Below are 15,641 nucleotides of genomic sequence, written 5' to 3'. Positions count from 1 at the left end.
TTTCAGGAAACGAGGGCGGGCACCGGTGCGGACTCCCAGCTGAGCCGCCGGCCGCTCTGCCGCGCGAAGAGGTGGATATGTTCGGGGCGCACGGCCAGCGTGGTGATATCCCCGGGCCCGAGACGGATCGGCCGGGAGCCGCGGACATTCACCCGCAGGTCCCCTATCTCGATCTGCGCGATCTCCTCGTTCCCGAGGTTTTCGACGATATCGACCCTGCCACGCAGAACCGGTCCGTCGTGATCGGCGGGTACGGGGACGAGATGCTCGGGGCGTACCCCCAGCAGCACGTCGCGTATGCCGGGATCGGCGCCGGCGCGCAGCGGCAGCGCGACCTCGACACCGGGAGCACGCACCACGACTTCGTCGTCGTATCCGGCGCCCAGTTCGGCGGGCAGCAGGTTCATGGGCGGCGCGCCCATGAACCCCGCGACGAACGCCGAGGCGGGCTCGTCGTAGATTTCCACCGGCGTGCCGAACTGCTCGATCCGGCCCTGATTCAGCACCGCGACCTTGGTGGCCATGGTCATGGCATCGATCTGGTCGTGGGTGACGTAGACGAAGGTCGTATCCAACCTGCGGTGCAGGGAGATGAGCCGGGTCCGGGTGCCGGCACGCAACTTCGCGTCGAGGTTGGACAGGGGCTCGTCCATGAGGAAGGCCCTCGGTTCGCGCACCATCGCGCGACCCAGCGCCACCCGCTGCCGCTGCCCGCCGGAGAGCTCCTTGGGCCGCCGCCGCAGCAGGTGGCCGAGGTCGAGCAGCTCCGCGACCTCTTCGACGCGCCGGCGGATCTCCTGCTTTCCGGTTTTCCGCACACTCAGCCCGAAGCCGAGGTTGCGCTCGACGGTCAGATGCGGGTACAGGGCGTAGTTCTGGAAGACCATCGCCAGATCGCGTTCCCGCGGCGGCAGCGTGGTGACATCCTGTCCGTCGACCAGGATCCGGCCCTCGCTGGGTTCGAGCAGTCCCGCGATCATGCGCAACAGGGTGGTCTTGCCACAACCGCTGGGACCGAGCAGCACGAGGAATTCGTTACGTTCGGTGGTCAGCGAGACCTCGGCGACAGCAGTGGTATCGCCGAAACGGCGGACGATTCCGTCGAGTTCGATGGCGGCCATCAGACCGCGGCCGTCATGGCTTCGATCGCCCGGGCGATCTCGGGGACGTCATCGGTGGTGAGTTGCGGCATACCCGGTACGAGGCGGAATTCGGCGCTCACCTCGCCGTCGGCGACGGTGTACTCGACGTAGCCCAGTTCCTGGTGGCCTTCGGGAAGATCGTCCTCGCCGGGGGCGAGGAACGCGGTGGCCGGCGCCCACACCTCGATCGCCTTGCCCCGCTGCACCTGGCGGTAGCGGTGCAGGTGACCGCAGCCCACAGCCCGCAGGTCGATCCGTTCCAGCAGGCCGAGCAGCCGGTCACGGGCCACCGGCCCGATGTCGACCTGGTGGTCGACCGGCTCGTCGGTGACCGCCCACAGCGGCTTGTGCAGGAACAGCAGCACCGGGCGGCCCGCCGGCAGATCCGTGCGGGTCTCTTCGAGCCAGCGCCACTGGTCGGCTTCGCGCTGCAGCCCGGACCCCAGCAGTTCACTGTTGATCCCGAGCAGGGTCGCCTCGCCGGTGTCGTGGCGCCAGTGGCCCGGACCGAATGCCGCTTCGTGCGCGGCCACCCGCTCGCCGGTCACGCTGATACCGGCCCAGGCGTCCAGGCCGGGCATGCCGACATCGTGGTTGCCCGGAACCACCAGCAGCGGTGCGCTGATCAGGTCCAGCAATTCGCGCGAGCGGGCGCGATCGGCGGCGTCGTCCGGGTCGAGGACCTGGATATCGCCGGAATGCACGACCAGATCGGGCCGGACCACCTCGTCGAGATGCCGCGCGAGGAGCCGGAAGGCGTCGGTGGTGGGACCGCCGGACGCGGTCAGGTGGGTATCGGAAATCTGCACGATCTTCATGGATTCCTCCGGGGATTTCAGTGGGTGAGGGCGGTACGGAGCCGGTCGATCGCCTCACCCGGCACGCCGTGGCCGGTGAGGTAGGTGCGGGCGCCGCCGTACTCGGCGGCGAGTACGCGCAGCATCGCTGTCATGGATTCGGGGCGGGCGCCGCGCAGCACCTCGTCGGTGGGGTCCGCGGCGCCCGATTCCGCCGGGATCGCGGCGAAGAAATCGGCGGTCAGATAGTCGGCGGTCAGCGCGTAGTCGGTGGCGACGAGGTCATCCGCCACGCCGATGGCGGAGAGCACGAGGGCGATCACCACGCCCGTGCGGTCCTTACCCGCGGCGCAGTGGACAAGAGCGGGTAACGCGCCCGGCCGGGCCAGATCGGCGACGATCGCCGCCAGTTCGGCGCCTCGCTCCCGGATGAGCGCCACATAGAGGTCGCCGAGCGGGTCCGGCGCGTCGTCGCGCACGCCGGACAGCAGTGAGCGTGGGTCCAGCGGACGACGGAGCACGGCCGGGACGAGTGCGTCGAGACCGGTGGGCAGGACCGTCACCTCGGCGTCGTCGCGTAGGTCGATCACGGTGCGCAGGCCCAGCGCGGCGAGATCGGCGCTATCGGTGAACCGGGTTGCGTCCGAACGGAAGAGACGACCCCAACCGGTCCGGGTGCCGTCTGCCGTCTGGTAATCGCCGATATCACGCAAGTTGTAGAAGTTGCCGATGGGTAGCCTTCGGCGTGGAGCTGATGTGGTCACACCACTATTCATCTAGATGAAAGTGTCGGGAGAATGCTCGAAAAGTTGAACATCCACCGAAGCCGAAGTGTCGAAAAGACTCGGACTACCCCGTAAAATCGGTGACTACCTGCATAGATATGACCCAATGAGGTCCTGCGCAAGTTCACCACCGACAGACCCCAGGCCGCGTCGGCAGGTTTTACGGCCAGAGGACGGGGTCGGTCGATGACGACCGTCGGCCATTCCGGTCAACTCGGGGCAACCGATGCCCGGCCGAGACCGCCGGGTGCCCTTACGGCAGCCCGAGCACGGATCCCGACCCTCGGTCCTCGCCCCGGAAACCGCCCGGCCACTGCTCGTAGGGGATGCGGGCGATATCGCGCACCTCCCCGATCGTCGACCATTCGTTACGTCCCAGACGAGCGAGCGGACGCAGCAGGTCGACCGCGGGGAGGCTGTTGCCACGCGGATCGGTACGCACGACATCGATATCGATCGCCGCGTGCCGCACCCGGCCGATCACCACGGTCGAATCCCCGAGCTCGAGAGCCTGCTCGAGCGAGCATTCCAGTGCGACAGGTGATTGCGCGACCCGCGGCGGCGCCACCGTCGCGCTGGGCTCGGGCGTGAGCCCGACTTCGGTGAACTCCGAAAGTTCGGCGGGAAAGTTCGTCCCGGTGGCGTTGACCTGCTCGAACATCGACTCGGTGGCCAGGCAGACGACGAATTCACCGGTCTCGAGCACGTTACGCAGCGAATCCTTCTTCCCCACCGACGTGAACTGCACCATGGGCGGCGACACGCAGGAGACGGTGAAGAACGAATGCGGGGCGAGGTTGTCGACACCGGCCGCGGACCGGGTCGATACCCACGCGATCGGCCGGGGGACGACGACACTGGTCAAGACCTTGTAGAAGCCGCCGTAGCCCAGCTCATCGGGATCGATATCGGTTCGCATTCGGCATGCCTCCCTACCGGGTCGGATGATCGCCGCCGCGCGGCCCGGGCCTGCCGACGGCATGCACGGATTCGACCGTAGCGCCGAGCACGAGGCCGGCCGAGCCCGGCCCTCCGGACCACGACGGGTCCGGTGCTCGGCGGACGCCGACGAGATCCCCGGTCATCCCATGACAGAGGTACCGGCGCCTCGGGCCCGTTCACGATATGACTCGTTCACATATGAAAGGCACCGCTGAAGTCCAGGGGCTCTGCCTCCAGGTGCCGGCCACGTGGCGTCGCATCGACCAGCCGCCCGTCGTCGACCACAACCACCCCACCTACCAGGACGGTGACCGGCTTGCCCCGGAGACGCCGGCCCTCGTACGGGGTGTAGTCGGTGGCCATATGCAGTTCGCCCGTGGTGACCGTCCACTCGAGCGCCGGGTCCCAGATCGCGATATCCGCGTCGGCTCCGGGCATCAGGGAACCCTTCCGGGGATAGAGACCGTTGGTGCGAGCGGGATTGGTCGCGGTCAGCTCCACGAATCTGCTGGGCGCCAGGCCCAGACCGTCGACGTAGTGGGAGAAGACGACCGGGAGCCGCGTTTCGACGCCCGGCAGCCCGTTGGGCATATGCCGCACGTCGTGCCGGTGTGACCGCTTCTGCGCGGTGTCGTAGCAGCAGTGATCGGACCCGATGGTGGTGATGTTGCCGGTGAACAGCTGGCGGCCGAGACCGGCGACGGTATCGGCCGGACGCAGCGGCGGGCAGCAGACGAAACGTTCCGGTTCCGGGCCGGCGTATTCGGTGGCGTCGAGGGTGAGATGGTGTGCGACGGCCTCGGTGAACGCGATCAGCCCGCGGGTGCGGGCGTCGACCACCAGTTCGACCGCGGCCGCGCTGGATTGATGGACGAAATAGACCGGTGCGCCCTGCGATTCCGCGATCGCGAGGATCGCCGCGACGGATGCGGTTTCGGCCAGTTCCGGCCGCGTGCTCGGCATTCGGGAGGCGTCGACACCTGCTGTCGCCGCCGCGCAGTTCTGCGCGTCGGCGACGATGGCATCGGATTCGCAGTGGATGATGACCATCCCGCCGAGATCACGCGTGGTCTGCATGGTGTTCAGGATGGTGTGTTCGTTCGCCATGGTCTCGCCGGCATAGGTGGTGAACATCTTCACCGTGCGAATACCGGCGCCGGCCATGATCGCCAGTTGCTCCGCCGTGGTGTCGTCCCATTCGACGACACATGCGTGCAGCGCCGAATCACACAGCCCCTCGGCCGCTTTGGCGCGCTGCGCCACCGCCGCGTCGAGCGGCCGCTGGCCCGGGCGTGGAATGGCGAAGTCGACGATCGTGGTGGTCCCGCCGAAGACCGCGGCCGTGGTGCATTCGAGGTAGGAGTCCAGCGAGGTGAATTCGCCCGAGGTGAAACCTACGTGGCAGTGCGGATCCACCCCACCGGGCAGGACGAGTTTTCCGGTGGCGTCGACGATCTCGGCCGATTCGCCGACCGGCGTTCCGGGGGCGACCACGGCCTGTACCTTGCCGTCGTCGATCACGAGGTCGGCCGGTGCCGACCAATTCGATTCCACGACAGTGCCGCCGCGCACAACCTTCATCGCGTTTCCTCCAGGTATGCCAGCCAGCCACCACGGTCGCTGATATCGGTGACACCGGCTGCGCCGAGTGCGCCCGCACGCATCCGCATGGACAGCGATCCGCTCCCGTCTTCCAGTTCGATGACACCGAGTTCGAGTTCGGCCGGTTCGCGGGGCAGCAGTTTCTCGCGGAGCACGTCGTAGTCGACCTCGTACAGTTCACCGGGTACCACGAATCCGCCCTCCGCGACGGGATGCAGGCCCGGGAACTCGTCACGGACGGAATAGAACCGGTATTTGGGAGCGGTGCGGACCTTTCCGAGAAACCGTGCGTCGTTCAAGGCGTCGTTGAGAGTTCCGCCGGACATCGCCTGCCCGTTGACGAACATTGTGACCCGATCCATGAGATACGTCCTTTACTGCGTCGGGAACTGAGCGAGCCGGGAGGGGGAGAACGCCGACACGTCGAGCTCGGGTTCTTTTCCGAGCACGAGCGCCGTGAGCAGTTCCGCCCACAGCGGCGCGAAGGTGAACGAGTACGTACCACCCGCCACGAAGAGGCCGGGGGCGCCGTCGAGTTCGCCGATGACCGGCATCTCGTCGGGTGTCGTGACGACGGGCCCGGTCCACGCCTCCAGCAGGTGCGCACCGGACAGCTTCGGGAGCAGCCGCGCCACCTGGGCGAGGTTGCCGCTGGTGCTGTTCTCCAGAACGGGGGCGGGTTCGCTGGTGTGGAACGGTCCGGCGGGCCATCCGCCGCCGAGCACGAGCCGGTCGCGGCGGTCCTGTTTGATCGACATCCCCTCGCCGACATGCTGCACCAGCACGTCGAGGGTGTTCGGGGCGGCAGCGAGGGAATGCATCTGCAGTGCGGTCGGTGTCAGCTGGAGCCGCACCCCGGCCAGCGCGGCGATATCGGCCATCCACGGACCGGCGGCATCGATCACGACCGGGCTGTGCCATATCCCGGCGGGCGTATCGGCCTCCCAGCTGTCACCCGTCCGGCGCAGTGCCGTCACGGGCGTGTTCGAATACACTCCCGCGCCTTCGGCTTCCGCCTGTCGCAGCAGCGCCGGACCCGCCATATCGGGTTCGGCGAAACCGTCCCACGGACACCAGGTGGCGCCTTCGATCGCCGGGCCCAGCAGCGGCAGCGCACGACGCGCCTCGTCTCCGGTCAGGAGCTCGGTCGGAATCCCGGCGGCACGTTCCCACTCGTGTTTCATCCGCAGCCGGTCCACCTGATCCGCTGTCTCGGCGACCATGAATCCGCCACAGCGCACGAGACCGAGATCGGGTACGGATCCCGCCAGTGCGTCCCACAATCCGCTGGTGGCCTTCTGCAGGGGAAGCAGGCGTTCGACATCGACCGCGATCCCCTGGCCGGGCCGGCGCGCGTGGATGGTCTGGATGTGCAGGTTTCCCGCGGTGGTACCCGAACCGGCGCTGTTCGGTATTCCACGATCCAGTACCGCGACCCGCGACCCGGCACGGGTGAGTGCCAATGCGGTGGCGGCGCCGACTATTCCGGCTCCGACGACGAGCGCGTCGACCTCAGTGCGCACTGCCGGCTCCCAGGATCTGTGCCGACGCTTCGGCGATACCGGATTCGTCGATGATCTCCTGAAGTGCCGCCAGGGTCGTCGCGTCCGTGACCGGCAGCAGGGGATCACGCACCGCGCCGCCCGGCTGACCCAGCAGGTTCATCACGGCTTTCAGCTGCGGAATGGGTGAGGCGAACACGCCGCTGTAGTCGCCGTTGATCAGACGCCCGGACAGCGCACGGTACCTGTCGGCCCAGACGCGGGCCGATTCGGCGTCACCTGCCGCCACCGCGCGATAGAACGGTACGGCGAACGGCGCGCCCACGCCGCCGCCGTCGATATTGCCGTCACCACCCAGTTCGAGCAGCGTGGCGAGTCCGCGCCGGTGCAGGAAGCTGCCGAAAACCCGGACCCTGCCCGCCACCGCTTCCACGGTGTCGAGCATCGACAGCCAGTTTCCGGTGCTGTCCTTGATCGCGACCACATTGTCGAGGTCGGCCAAGCGGGAGAACAGACCCGGGCTGGTACCGATATCGACGGAGACCCCGCGCGGCCAGTTGTAGACCATGAACGGTAGGGCCGTCGCCGAGGAGACGGTTCGGAAGAATTGCAGCGTCTCCTCGGGTGAGGTGTGGACATACGGAGGCGGGGTCGCGAGCACACCGTCGGCGCCGGCCGCGGACGCGTGCACCGCCAAGGCCGACGATTGCCGGGCGGTGTACGCGCTGATTCCGACGACCACAGGGAATCGACCCGCGACGGCCTCCACTGCCACCTCGGTCACAGTCCGGCGCTCGTCGTCGGTCTGGCTGAACCATTCACCGGTGCTGCCGTTGACGAGGACACCGTTGACACCCATATCCGCGTACAGGTTCATCAGCGACCCGAGTGCCGCCGTGTCGAGGGCGCCCGACGGGGTGAACGGGGTGGGGGCCGCGGGCCAATATCCGGACCACGAGACGTCGTCGCGATTCATGTGGTGATGCCTTTCGAGCGAAATTCCACCGGAGATGGTCATTTTGCCGACCATGATGGGATCGATTGCATAGACTGCCGCCAGACGGCCACCGCCGTCAAGCCGGAAACGTGCTTGTAACGCCGGCGGTGTCGAATGGCGGAAGTCCGGACACGGAATGGAGACAAGAGGGTTCGATGGCGGTCACTTTGATCGATGTGGCGGAGGCCGCGGGCGTATCGCGCAGCACCGCGTCGCGGGCGCTGAGCGGTTCCCGCCTGATCTCGGCCGAGACCCGGGCCGCGGTGGAACACGCGGCCCGCACACTCGGATACCGGCCCAACCGCGCCGCGAGTGCGCTGCGGTCGAACAGATCGCATCTGATCGGGCTGGTGATGAACAATCTGCTCAACGCGACGTTCCACACAGTCGCGGAAGTGGTCCAGAAAAGGGCTTCGACCAGTGGTTTCCAGGTCATCCTCTGCATCACCGACGCGGACCCCGGCCGGGAGAACGACGTGCTGGCGATGCTCGGCGAGCACGGGGTGGACGGCACGATCATCATCGGGAGCGGCCGCAGCGCGACCGCGTCGAACGCCTTGTTGTCACAGGGGCGCGCGGTGGTCAACCTCATCAGATCCGTACAGGGCAGCAAGGCCTCCACCGTGCTCGCCGACGACCTCGACGGGGCCCGCGATGCGACCACACATCTGCTGGAGCTGGGACATCGCCGTATCGGCTATATCGGCGGCACCGCCGACGCGACCTCGGGCCGGGAGCGATTCGAGGGGTACCGGCTCGCGCTGGCCGAGGCCGGGATCGAGGTCGATCACGACCTCGTACGCAAGGGACCCTTCACCACCGAGTTCGGCGCCGCGGCGGTGAACTCGCTGTTGGACGGGCCCGCACCGATGACCGCGCTGTACGCGGCCAACCACGAGGCCGTGTTCGGAATCCTGCCCACCCTCTCCGGCCGTGGCGTCTCGGTACCCGGTGAACTGTCCCTGGTCTGCCATGAGGACATGCCGTGGCTGGCGATGTGGCAGCCGGCGATCACGGTGGTGGACAACGGCGCCGCCCAGCTGGCGAACGTCGCGATGGACCTGCTCTTCCAGCAGGTCAACGACGCGGCCGAACCGGACGGCCGGACCTACCGGATCGGTGCGCGCCTGATCGAACGCGCGTCCTGCCGCGCCCATGACGGCGACCACACGAACTCCTCGACCGATCCGCCGCCTCGTTAACAGTTGATGACGTCGATGCCGGATGCGTTAACCACATTGACGGTCCTCCTATGTTTTGTCACTCTTTATGCAATCGATCCCATCGATTCCCCGGATTGATTTCGACTTTCCCCGCAACTCGGTTGCGGTGCAGTTCATCTCGAAAGGCTCGTCAATGCGCAAGATCATCGGATTCGCGGCAGCGATCGTCGTTGCCGCCGCCGTCACCGGATGCAGTTCGTCGGAGGAGGTCGCCGCCCCGACGGATTGTTCGCCGACGCTCGGCGCGGCCGACCTCGCGCAGGAGGGTGCGCTGACCATGGCGACCAACGCGACGTTGCCGCCCATGCAATACGTCGACGCCGACGGCGAGGTCATCGGCATGCGGGTCGATCTCGGTAAGGAGATCGCCAAGCGCCTGTGCCTCGCGCCGAAGTTCGTCAACATCGAGTTCGACGCGCAGATCCCGGGCGTTCAGAGCGGCCGGTGGGACATGATCGATACCGGGATGTTCTACACACCGGCACGTGCGGAGACGATCGATCTCGTGCCCTACGAGGTGCAGGCGGTATCCATCTCGGTGCCCGCGGGCAACCCGGAATCGATCTCCCGCGTCGAGGACCTCGCGGGCAAGACGATCGGCGTCGAGGCGCCCGGGTACGAGTTCGATACGCTCACCGAGCTCGCCGCGCAGTTCGCCGCCGACGGCAAACCGGCCCTGAATGTCCAGACCTTCAAAACGAACGCCGACGCCTACCAGGCATTGTCCGCCGGCCAGATCGACGGAACGTCGATCGTGGAGTCGGTGACGTCCTTCTATCAGAAGGACGGCCGCTTCGAGACGGCGGTCGGCGGTATCAACGAGGCACCGTTGGCCATGGGCTTCGCCAAGGGTAGTAAGGCGGCTGCCGAGGTGGCCCGGGTTCTGGCCGAGATGCGCGCCGACGGCTACCTCCCGGAGCTGTTCGGCGAATACGGCGTCACCGGCTACGAGGGCGATATCGCCGTGAGTACGGGCCCGCTGACCAACTGATCCGCCGCCCTATCCGAAAGGCATCTCCATGTGGTCTTGGGACGCGTTCTTCTCCATCCTGACGAGCCGGCAATTACTGGAAGGCGCGTGGGTCACGATCTGGCTCACGGTCGTGAGCATGATCCTCGGGCTGGTCCTCGCGGTGGTGGTCGCCGCGGCACGGTCATCGCGGCTGGTACCGCTGCGGGCGGTGTCCGGGTTCTATGTGTGGCTGATGCGGGGCACCCCGCTGCTGGTCCAGCTCGTGATCATCTACACCGGACTGCCGCAGGTCGGAATCAAACTCGGTGTCATCCAGGCCGCACTTCTCGGACTGGTTCTCAACGAGGCCGCCTACCTCTCCGAGATCGTGCGCTCGGGGATCTTGTCCGTCCCCGCGGGACAGACCGAGGCCGCGCGGGCGCTCGGAATGTCCCCGGCGAAGGTGTTCCGGGTCGTCGTCCTCCCCCAGGCGCTGCGGGTGATGATTCCGCCGCTCGGAAACAGCTTCAACGGCCTCCTGAAAACGACGACACTGGTATCGGTGATCTCGGTTCAGGAACTTCTCCGGCGAACACAGTTCCTGGTCCAGGTCAATTTCCGAGTACTCGAGGGACTGTGCGCGGCCGCGCTGTACTTCCTGGTGCTGACCACGCTGTGGGGATTGATCCAGCGGATGCTCGAAGCCCGCGTCGGCCGCGGCTACGACCGCAATTACAGACATAAGAGCACCGGGGAATCGAAGATTCCCGACGAGAGTGCACTGGAGGCAGAGGCGGTGAACCGATGACCGATATCGCGGAGAAGGCTCCGATGATGGTCGAAGTCCGGAATATGACGAAGGCGTACAACGATCTCGTCGTGCTCGACGGAATCGACTTCGCCGTGGGCGCCGGAGAAGTGGTGCTCCTCCTGGGGCCGTCCGGCAGCGGTAAGAGCACATTGCTGCGGACTCTGAACTGCCTCGAAACCATCGATTCGGGCACGGTGCGGGTATGCGGTGAAATGATCGGATTCGCCGACGACGATCGGCGCCGCCCGCTGTCCGAAACCCAACTCGCGAAACAGCGCCATCACACCGGAATGGTGTTCCAGAGCTTCAATCTGTTCCCCATGATGACCGCCCTGGACAACGTCGCCTCGGGACCTCGGCACGTCCTGGGGGTCACGAAGGACCTCGCTCGCCGGCAGGCCCGGGAACTGCTCGACATGGTCGGCTTGGGAGACAAGACCGGCAACTACCCCGCGCAGTTGTCGGGCGGGCAACAGCAACGGGTGGCCATCGCCCGCGCTCTCGCCATGAAACCGAAGGTCATGCTGTTCGACGAGCCCACCTCGGCACTCGACCCGGAAATGGTCAAAGAGGTCCTGGACGTGATGGTCCGCCTCCGTGAAGAGGGAATGACCATGGTCGTGGTCAGTCACGAGATGGGCTTCGCCAAGGCCGCGGCCGACCGAATCGTCTTCATGAGTGACGGAAAAATCGTCGAGGACGCGGAGCCGGATCAATTCTTCGGCAACCCGCAGAACCCCAGAACCCGGCAATTCCTGCGCCAGGTTCTCTGAGTGCGCGGTGACGACCCGCTCACCGCGGGCTCTCCCCCACCGTCTGTGTCCGGGTGTCCATCAGTTCGGCGAGGAGCCGCTCACCGCGCGGCCACGGCCCGTACCCGGCGGCCGGATTGAGATGTCCGACCTCGCCGATATCGACCAGACGTGCGCCCCATGCCTCCGCCATACCGGAAACGCACCGGTAGGACGCCAGCGGATCATTCGTGGATGCGGCGACGACGCTGGGAAAGGGCAACCGGCGCCGCGGGGTCGGCAGCCAGCCGTTGGTGCCGAGTTCCTCCGATGACGGGTACCCGGCAGGTAGTGCGGATTCGAGGTCCGGTGGGGTGGCGAGCAGCGCCGCGCGCACCGGCCGCGTCGCGGACTGCGCCCAGTGCACGGTGATCAGCACGCCCGCGCTGTGCGCGACCAGGTACACCGGGCCGGTGATCTCGTCGAGCACCGCGTCCAGGGCGGCGATCCGCGCGGTCAGCGAGAGCGTGCCGTGCTCGAGCGGCGGTACCGTCCGCACGTTCGGAAGGCATTCCGCCAGCAGCGTCTGCCAGTGGTCGGCCACGTGGTCGCGGAGTCCCGGGACGATCACGATCGTCGGGTCGGCGGTGTCGTTCATGGAATTCGATGTCCTCTCGGGTGTTATCGAGGGCCGGTCGGTTCCAGCGCGGCGAGCCGGCGGAGTCCGGCGGGGTAGACGCGTTTACCGACGACGAATGCGGCGATGGCGAGCAGGTACGGCAGCGGAGCCAGGCGCAGGGCCGCGGTCAGCCCGATATGGTCGGCGAGTACACCCACGACGAAAGGGCCGAGTGCGAGTCCGAGCAGACTGTTCGCCAGGGTGAGGGTGCCGAACGCCGACGCCCGCACCGACGGGTGCGTGAGGTTCGCGACCATGGCGGCGGTCGGGCCCGACGAACCACCGGAGAAGAAGGCTCCGATACCGATCAGGATCAACTGCGCGGGACCGGTACCGAGGCCGAACCCGATGGTCAGGCAGAGCAGTGAGGTCAGGCAGAACACGATCGCCGTGGTCCATTTACGTGACATATCGGCGCGACCGACGCGATCGGTGAGGAACCCGCAGCCGACCATGCCCGCACCGACGAAAAGGACGACAACCGACGCGACGAGTCCCGCCTTGTCCGGTGCGAGGTCGTAGTGACGGTTGAAGAAGCTCGGCATCCACGACAGCAGCACCGCCGCGGTGAATATCTGCAGACCGCTGCCGATGTACGCGCACAGCACCGCGGGGTTGGTGAACAACGTGGACACCGGCGCCCGCGTCGTATCCACGCCGGACGGACCGCCGGATACCGGATCCGTGGCGTAGCGGTCCAGTTTCGCCTCGGTCACCACGACCCGGAACAGCAGCGCGAGGATCAACCCGAACACGGCCATGGTGGCGAACGACCAGCGCCAGCCGAGTTGCACCGCGATCACCCCACCGAGCGCGACGCCGAGCACGGATCCGAAGGATCCACCGGCCATGAACGCGCCGCCGAGGGCGGCATGTACACGCGGCGCGAACACACTGAGCACCACCGCGATACCGACACTGCCGTAGGCGGCCTCCCCCACCCCGACCAGGAATCGTGCGCCCAGCATCTGCTCGTAGCTCACCGCGACCGCGCACAACAGTGTCGCCGCACTCCACAGCACCGCCATGAGTACCAGGCTGCGGGTCCGCCCCCACCGGTCGGCCACCATCGACAGTGGCAACGTGAGCAGCCCGACCATCAGAGCGACAACGCTGGTGAGCGAAGCCAGTTGCGAATCCGACAGCAGCCATTCGGTTTTCAGGAACGGGAAGATCGCGCTGAGGACCTGCCTGGACATGTAGTCGGCCAGCAGCAGTCCGAAGGCCAGCGCGAACACCACCCAGGGATAGATCCTGCGGCGGCCCGGTGGTGAGCCGGTGAGCGCCCGGACCGGGACGGCGGTATCGTGATCCGCCGGCCCGGCGGCGGTGGTGTGCAACTCCATCGGTGCTCCTGCTGATCCGGCGCAGACGAAGAACGGCCCGGCCGGGTGTGGAAAGGAACGGGCACAGGCCTCGCGGCTCGTGCCCGTGGTGATATCGGGCGTCCACCGGGGCGGACGGTCAGGCGTGCTGGGTGAATCCGACCTGGCCGGGCTTCCGGTTGGGCGCGAATCCGATCTTGGCCAGGGTCTCCTCGGCGCCGCTGTAGCGTTCGCCCAGTTTGTAGATCTCGCGGGCTTCCTTGCCCGTGGCGACCTCGCGGCCCAGCTCACCGGCGATGCGCACCAGTTGCCCGACCTGCTGGACCGAGGTCATCTTCTGCCCTTTACGACCCCAGAGCGTGTCCTCGTTCCCGCAGCGGGCATGCAATCCCAGGGCAATGGCCATCGTGTTGACCGGCAGGACGCTGCGCATGAGAGTCTCCAGCGTGAGCACCGCGCCGTCGGGCACCCGGCGGATGAACTCCATCATGTTGTAGGGATTCGGCCCGTCGAAGCCACCGCCGATCCCCACCCAGGTCAGCATGAGCGGTCCGGTGTACACGCCTCGGCGGATCAACCGTTCGACGGTCTCGAACTGCGCGATGTTGGCGAGTTGGAAATGCGGCTGGATTCCCTTGGCCTGCAGCCTTTTCAGATGCTCCGCCACCCAGCCGGGACCGGCGGGAACGTGCATCTCCCGGTACGCCTCGTACACGTCGGGCCGCGTGAAGGATGTGCCGGCGATATCGTCGTCGGTCATCAATTCGACGATATTCATCTGATTGGTGTTGATCGCGATCGTCACCTGGTCCGGTTTCGGATCCAGCTCGGCGAGCATATGCCGCGTGTCGTCGGACAGCCATACGGCGTCGGCGCCGGATCCTTCCGGTGCGAACGAAATCGAGCCACCGACCTGCAGGATCATATCCGGGACTGCCTCACGCAGCCGGCCGAGGAGTTCGTTGAACTTCGACAGCCGCTTGGACCCCTTGCCGTCGAGTTCGCGGACGTGGATATGCAGTACGGTGGCGCCGGCCTCATAGCAATCGACGGCCTGCTGTACGTGTTCGTCCATGGTCAGCGGGAGATCTTCCCGGAAATCGCCCGGCTCCCATTCCGGCCCGTAGGGCGCGACCGTGATGACCAGCTTTTCCTGGTTTTCCGGGAACAGCGCGTCGTCGTGGAAATACATGGAAATCCTCCGATGAGAAATAGGTGACAGATGATCGGTGGTCAGTACGGGAGGTCGCCGATGATCCCGGCGCGCTCCATCTTGCGGACAGCGGGCCAGTAGTCCTGTACGGCATAGTGCTGCGTCGAGCGGTTGTCCCAGATCGCGAAACTGTTCGCAGTCCACCGCCACCGCACCTGGTATTCGGGAATGCTCGCCTGACGCATGAGGTAGTGCAGGAGTTCCGCGGCGCCGGGAGCGTAATCGGCACCGAATCGAACATTCTCCGGCGTGTGGAAATTCGTCAGATGGGTGGCGAACGAGTTGACGAACAGGATCTTCTCGCCCGTTTCCGGGTGGGTTCGCACCACCGGATGTTCGGCATCGGGGAAACGTTCGCGCAGGGCGTGCCGCTGTTCGACCGGCATCGCAGCGCCGAAACTCGCCTCGATACTGTGCCGCGCGGTCAAACCCTGGATCCGCGCCTTCACCTGGTCCGGCAGCCGACGGTAGGCCTCGGCCATATCCACCCAGATCGTGTCGCCGCCGACGGGCGGTGTCTCCACGCAGCGCAGCACGCACCCCATCGGTGGATTCAACCGCCAGGTGGCGTCGCAGTGATAGGCGTTCTCGTAGTGTTCCGGCGGGCTGTCGAGGTCCTTGTAGATACGGACCAGGCCGGGATGTCCGGGATCGCTGCCCGCCACCGGATGATCCTCCAGGTCACCGAATCGCCGTGCCAGCGCGATATGTTCGGAACGGCCGATGTCTTGGTTCCGGGCGAACAGCACTTTGTATTCGAGCAGTAGCGCCCGCAATTCGTCGAACAGCGCGTCGTCCCGTGCGACCTCGGCCAGGTCGATATCGGGAAGTTCGGCGCCGATCGACCGGGTCAACGGCAGCACCCTGATCCGCCGATCCGTGATCGGCCGGGGCCCGGCATTGGTTGTCATGATCGTCCTCCGTACGGTGTGATCCGGAC

General features: G+C 66.6%; 16 protein-coding genes. 4 read left to right on the top strand and 12 right to left on the bottom strand.

The window, feature by feature from the left end; all coding sequences use genetic code 11:
* Positions 1-2: 2 nt before the first annotated feature.
* The 8 genes from AB0F41_RS07030 to AB0F41_RS06995 all read right to left on the bottom strand — a co-directional run bounded on the left by AB0F41_RS07030 (position 3) and on the right by AB0F41_RS06995 (position 7,746).
* On the bottom strand, positions 3-1,121 hold the full coding sequence (locus AB0F41_RS07030) for an ABC transporter ATP-binding protein (RefSeq protein WP_357421796.1): 1,119 nt from the start codon (positions 1,119-1,121) through the stop codon (positions 3-5).
* Positions 1,121-1,960 carry a metallophosphoesterase gene (locus AB0F41_RS07025; protein ID WP_357421795.1) on the bottom strand — a complete coding sequence of 280 codons (840 nt, stop codon included), beginning with the start codon at positions 1,958-1,960 and terminating at the stop codon, positions 1,121-1,123. Before AB0F41_RS07025 ends, AB0F41_RS07030 begins: the two co-directional genes overlap by 1 nt.
* A gap of 17 nt (positions 1,961-1,977) precedes the next feature.
* Positions 1,978-2,703 carry a tyrosine-protein phosphatase gene (locus tag AB0F41_RS07020; protein WP_357421794.1) on the bottom strand — a complete coding sequence of 242 codons (726 nt, stop codon included), beginning with the start codon at positions 2,701-2,703 and terminating at the stop codon, positions 1,978-1,980.
* A 274-nt stretch (positions 2,704-2,977) separates the two neighbouring features.
* Positions 2,978-3,643, bottom strand: a complete 666-nt coding sequence (locus AB0F41_RS07015) for a flavin reductase family protein (RefSeq protein WP_357421793.1) — start codon at positions 3,641-3,643, stop codon at positions 2,978-2,980.
* Positions 3,644-3,858: 215 nt separating this feature from the next.
* Positions 3,859-5,247 carry a dihydropyrimidinase gene (hydA, locus tag AB0F41_RS07010; protein WP_357421792.1) on the bottom strand — a complete coding sequence of 463 codons (1,389 nt, stop codon included), beginning with the start codon at positions 5,245-5,247 and terminating at the stop codon, positions 3,859-3,861.
* Complete coding sequence (locus tag AB0F41_RS07005; protein ID WP_357421790.1) at positions 5,244-5,630, bottom strand: gamma-glutamylcyclotransferase; 387 nt, start codon at positions 5,628-5,630, stop codon at positions 5,244-5,246. Before AB0F41_RS07005 ends, hydA begins: the two co-directional genes overlap by 4 nt.
* A 12-nt stretch (positions 5,631-5,642) precedes the next feature.
* The gene (locus AB0F41_RS07000) at positions 5,643-6,791 is read right to left on the bottom strand and encodes an FAD-binding oxidoreductase (RefSeq protein ID WP_357421789.1); all 1,149 of its coding nucleotides are present in this window, start codon (positions 6,789-6,791) and stop codon (positions 5,643-5,645) included.
* A complete protein-coding gene (locus tag AB0F41_RS06995; protein ID WP_357421788.1) occupies positions 6,781-7,746 on the bottom strand; it encodes a dihydrodipicolinate synthase family protein in 966 nt (321 codons plus the stop codon). Before AB0F41_RS06995 ends, AB0F41_RS07000 begins: the two co-directional genes overlap by 11 nt.
* A 176-nt stretch (positions 7,747-7,922) precedes the next feature.
* Between AB0F41_RS06995 and AB0F41_RS06990 the strand changes: the two genes are divergently transcribed.
* The 4 genes from AB0F41_RS06990 to AB0F41_RS06975 all read left to right on the top strand — a co-directional run bounded on the left by AB0F41_RS06990 (position 7,923) and on the right by AB0F41_RS06975 (position 11,526).
* Positions 7,923-8,969 carry a LacI family DNA-binding transcriptional regulator gene (locus AB0F41_RS06990; protein ID WP_357421787.1) on the top strand — a complete coding sequence of 349 codons (1,047 nt, stop codon included), beginning with the start codon at positions 7,923-7,925 and terminating at the stop codon, positions 8,967-8,969.
* A gap of 154 nt (positions 8,970-9,123) precedes the next feature.
* Positions 9,124-9,981: an ABC transporter substrate-binding protein gene (locus AB0F41_RS06985; protein ID WP_357421786.1), complete on the top strand. Its 858-nt coding sequence runs from the start codon at positions 9,124-9,126 to the stop codon at positions 9,979-9,981.
* Positions 9,982-10,009: 28 nt separating this feature from the next.
* Positions 10,010-10,750 carry an amino acid ABC transporter permease gene (locus AB0F41_RS06980; protein WP_357421785.1) on the top strand — a complete coding sequence of 247 codons (741 nt, stop codon included), beginning with the start codon at positions 10,010-10,012 and terminating at the stop codon, positions 10,748-10,750.
* Positions 10,751-10,776: 26 nt separating this feature from the next.
* Positions 10,777-11,526, top strand: a complete 750-nt coding sequence (locus AB0F41_RS06975) for an amino acid ABC transporter ATP-binding protein (RefSeq protein ID WP_357421845.1) — start codon at positions 10,777-10,779, stop codon at positions 11,524-11,526.
* A 19-nt stretch (positions 11,527-11,545) separates the two neighbouring features.
* Here the strand turns inward: AB0F41_RS06975 and AB0F41_RS06970 are convergent, their stop codons facing one another.
* From AB0F41_RS06970 to AB0F41_RS06955, 4 genes are all read right to left on the bottom strand, one after another.
* On the bottom strand, positions 11,546-12,142 hold the full coding sequence (locus AB0F41_RS06970) for an alpha/beta fold hydrolase (RefSeq protein WP_357421784.1): 597 nt from the start codon (positions 12,140-12,142) through the stop codon (positions 11,546-11,548).
* Positions 12,143-12,165: 23 nt separating this feature from the next.
* Positions 12,166-13,509, bottom strand: coding sequence for an MFS transporter (locus tag AB0F41_RS06965; RefSeq protein ID WP_357421783.1), 1,344 nt, complete (start codon positions 13,507-13,509; stop codon positions 12,166-12,168).
* A 118-nt stretch (positions 13,510-13,627) separates the two neighbouring features.
* Positions 13,628-14,680 (bottom strand): 3-keto-5-aminohexanoate cleavage protein, encoded by a 1,053-nt coding sequence (locus AB0F41_RS06960; protein ID WP_357421782.1) that lies wholly within the window; start codon positions 14,678-14,680, stop codon positions 13,628-13,630.
* A 41-nt stretch (positions 14,681-14,721) separates the two neighbouring features.
* On the bottom strand, positions 14,722-15,612 hold the full coding sequence (locus AB0F41_RS06955; RefSeq protein WP_357421781.1) for a TauD/TfdA family dioxygenase: 891 nt from the start codon (positions 15,610-15,612) through the stop codon (positions 14,722-14,724).
* Positions 15,613-15,641: the final 29 nt, after the last annotated feature.

This window comes from Nocardia sp. NPDC024068 (assembly GCF_040638875.1).
Taxonomy (GTDB): Bacteria; Actinomycetota; Actinomycetes; order Mycobacteriales; family Mycobacteriaceae; genus Nocardia.
The sequence above is the reverse complement of the archived record's forward strand: the minus strand, read 5'-3'. Positions and strand labels throughout refer to the sequence as shown.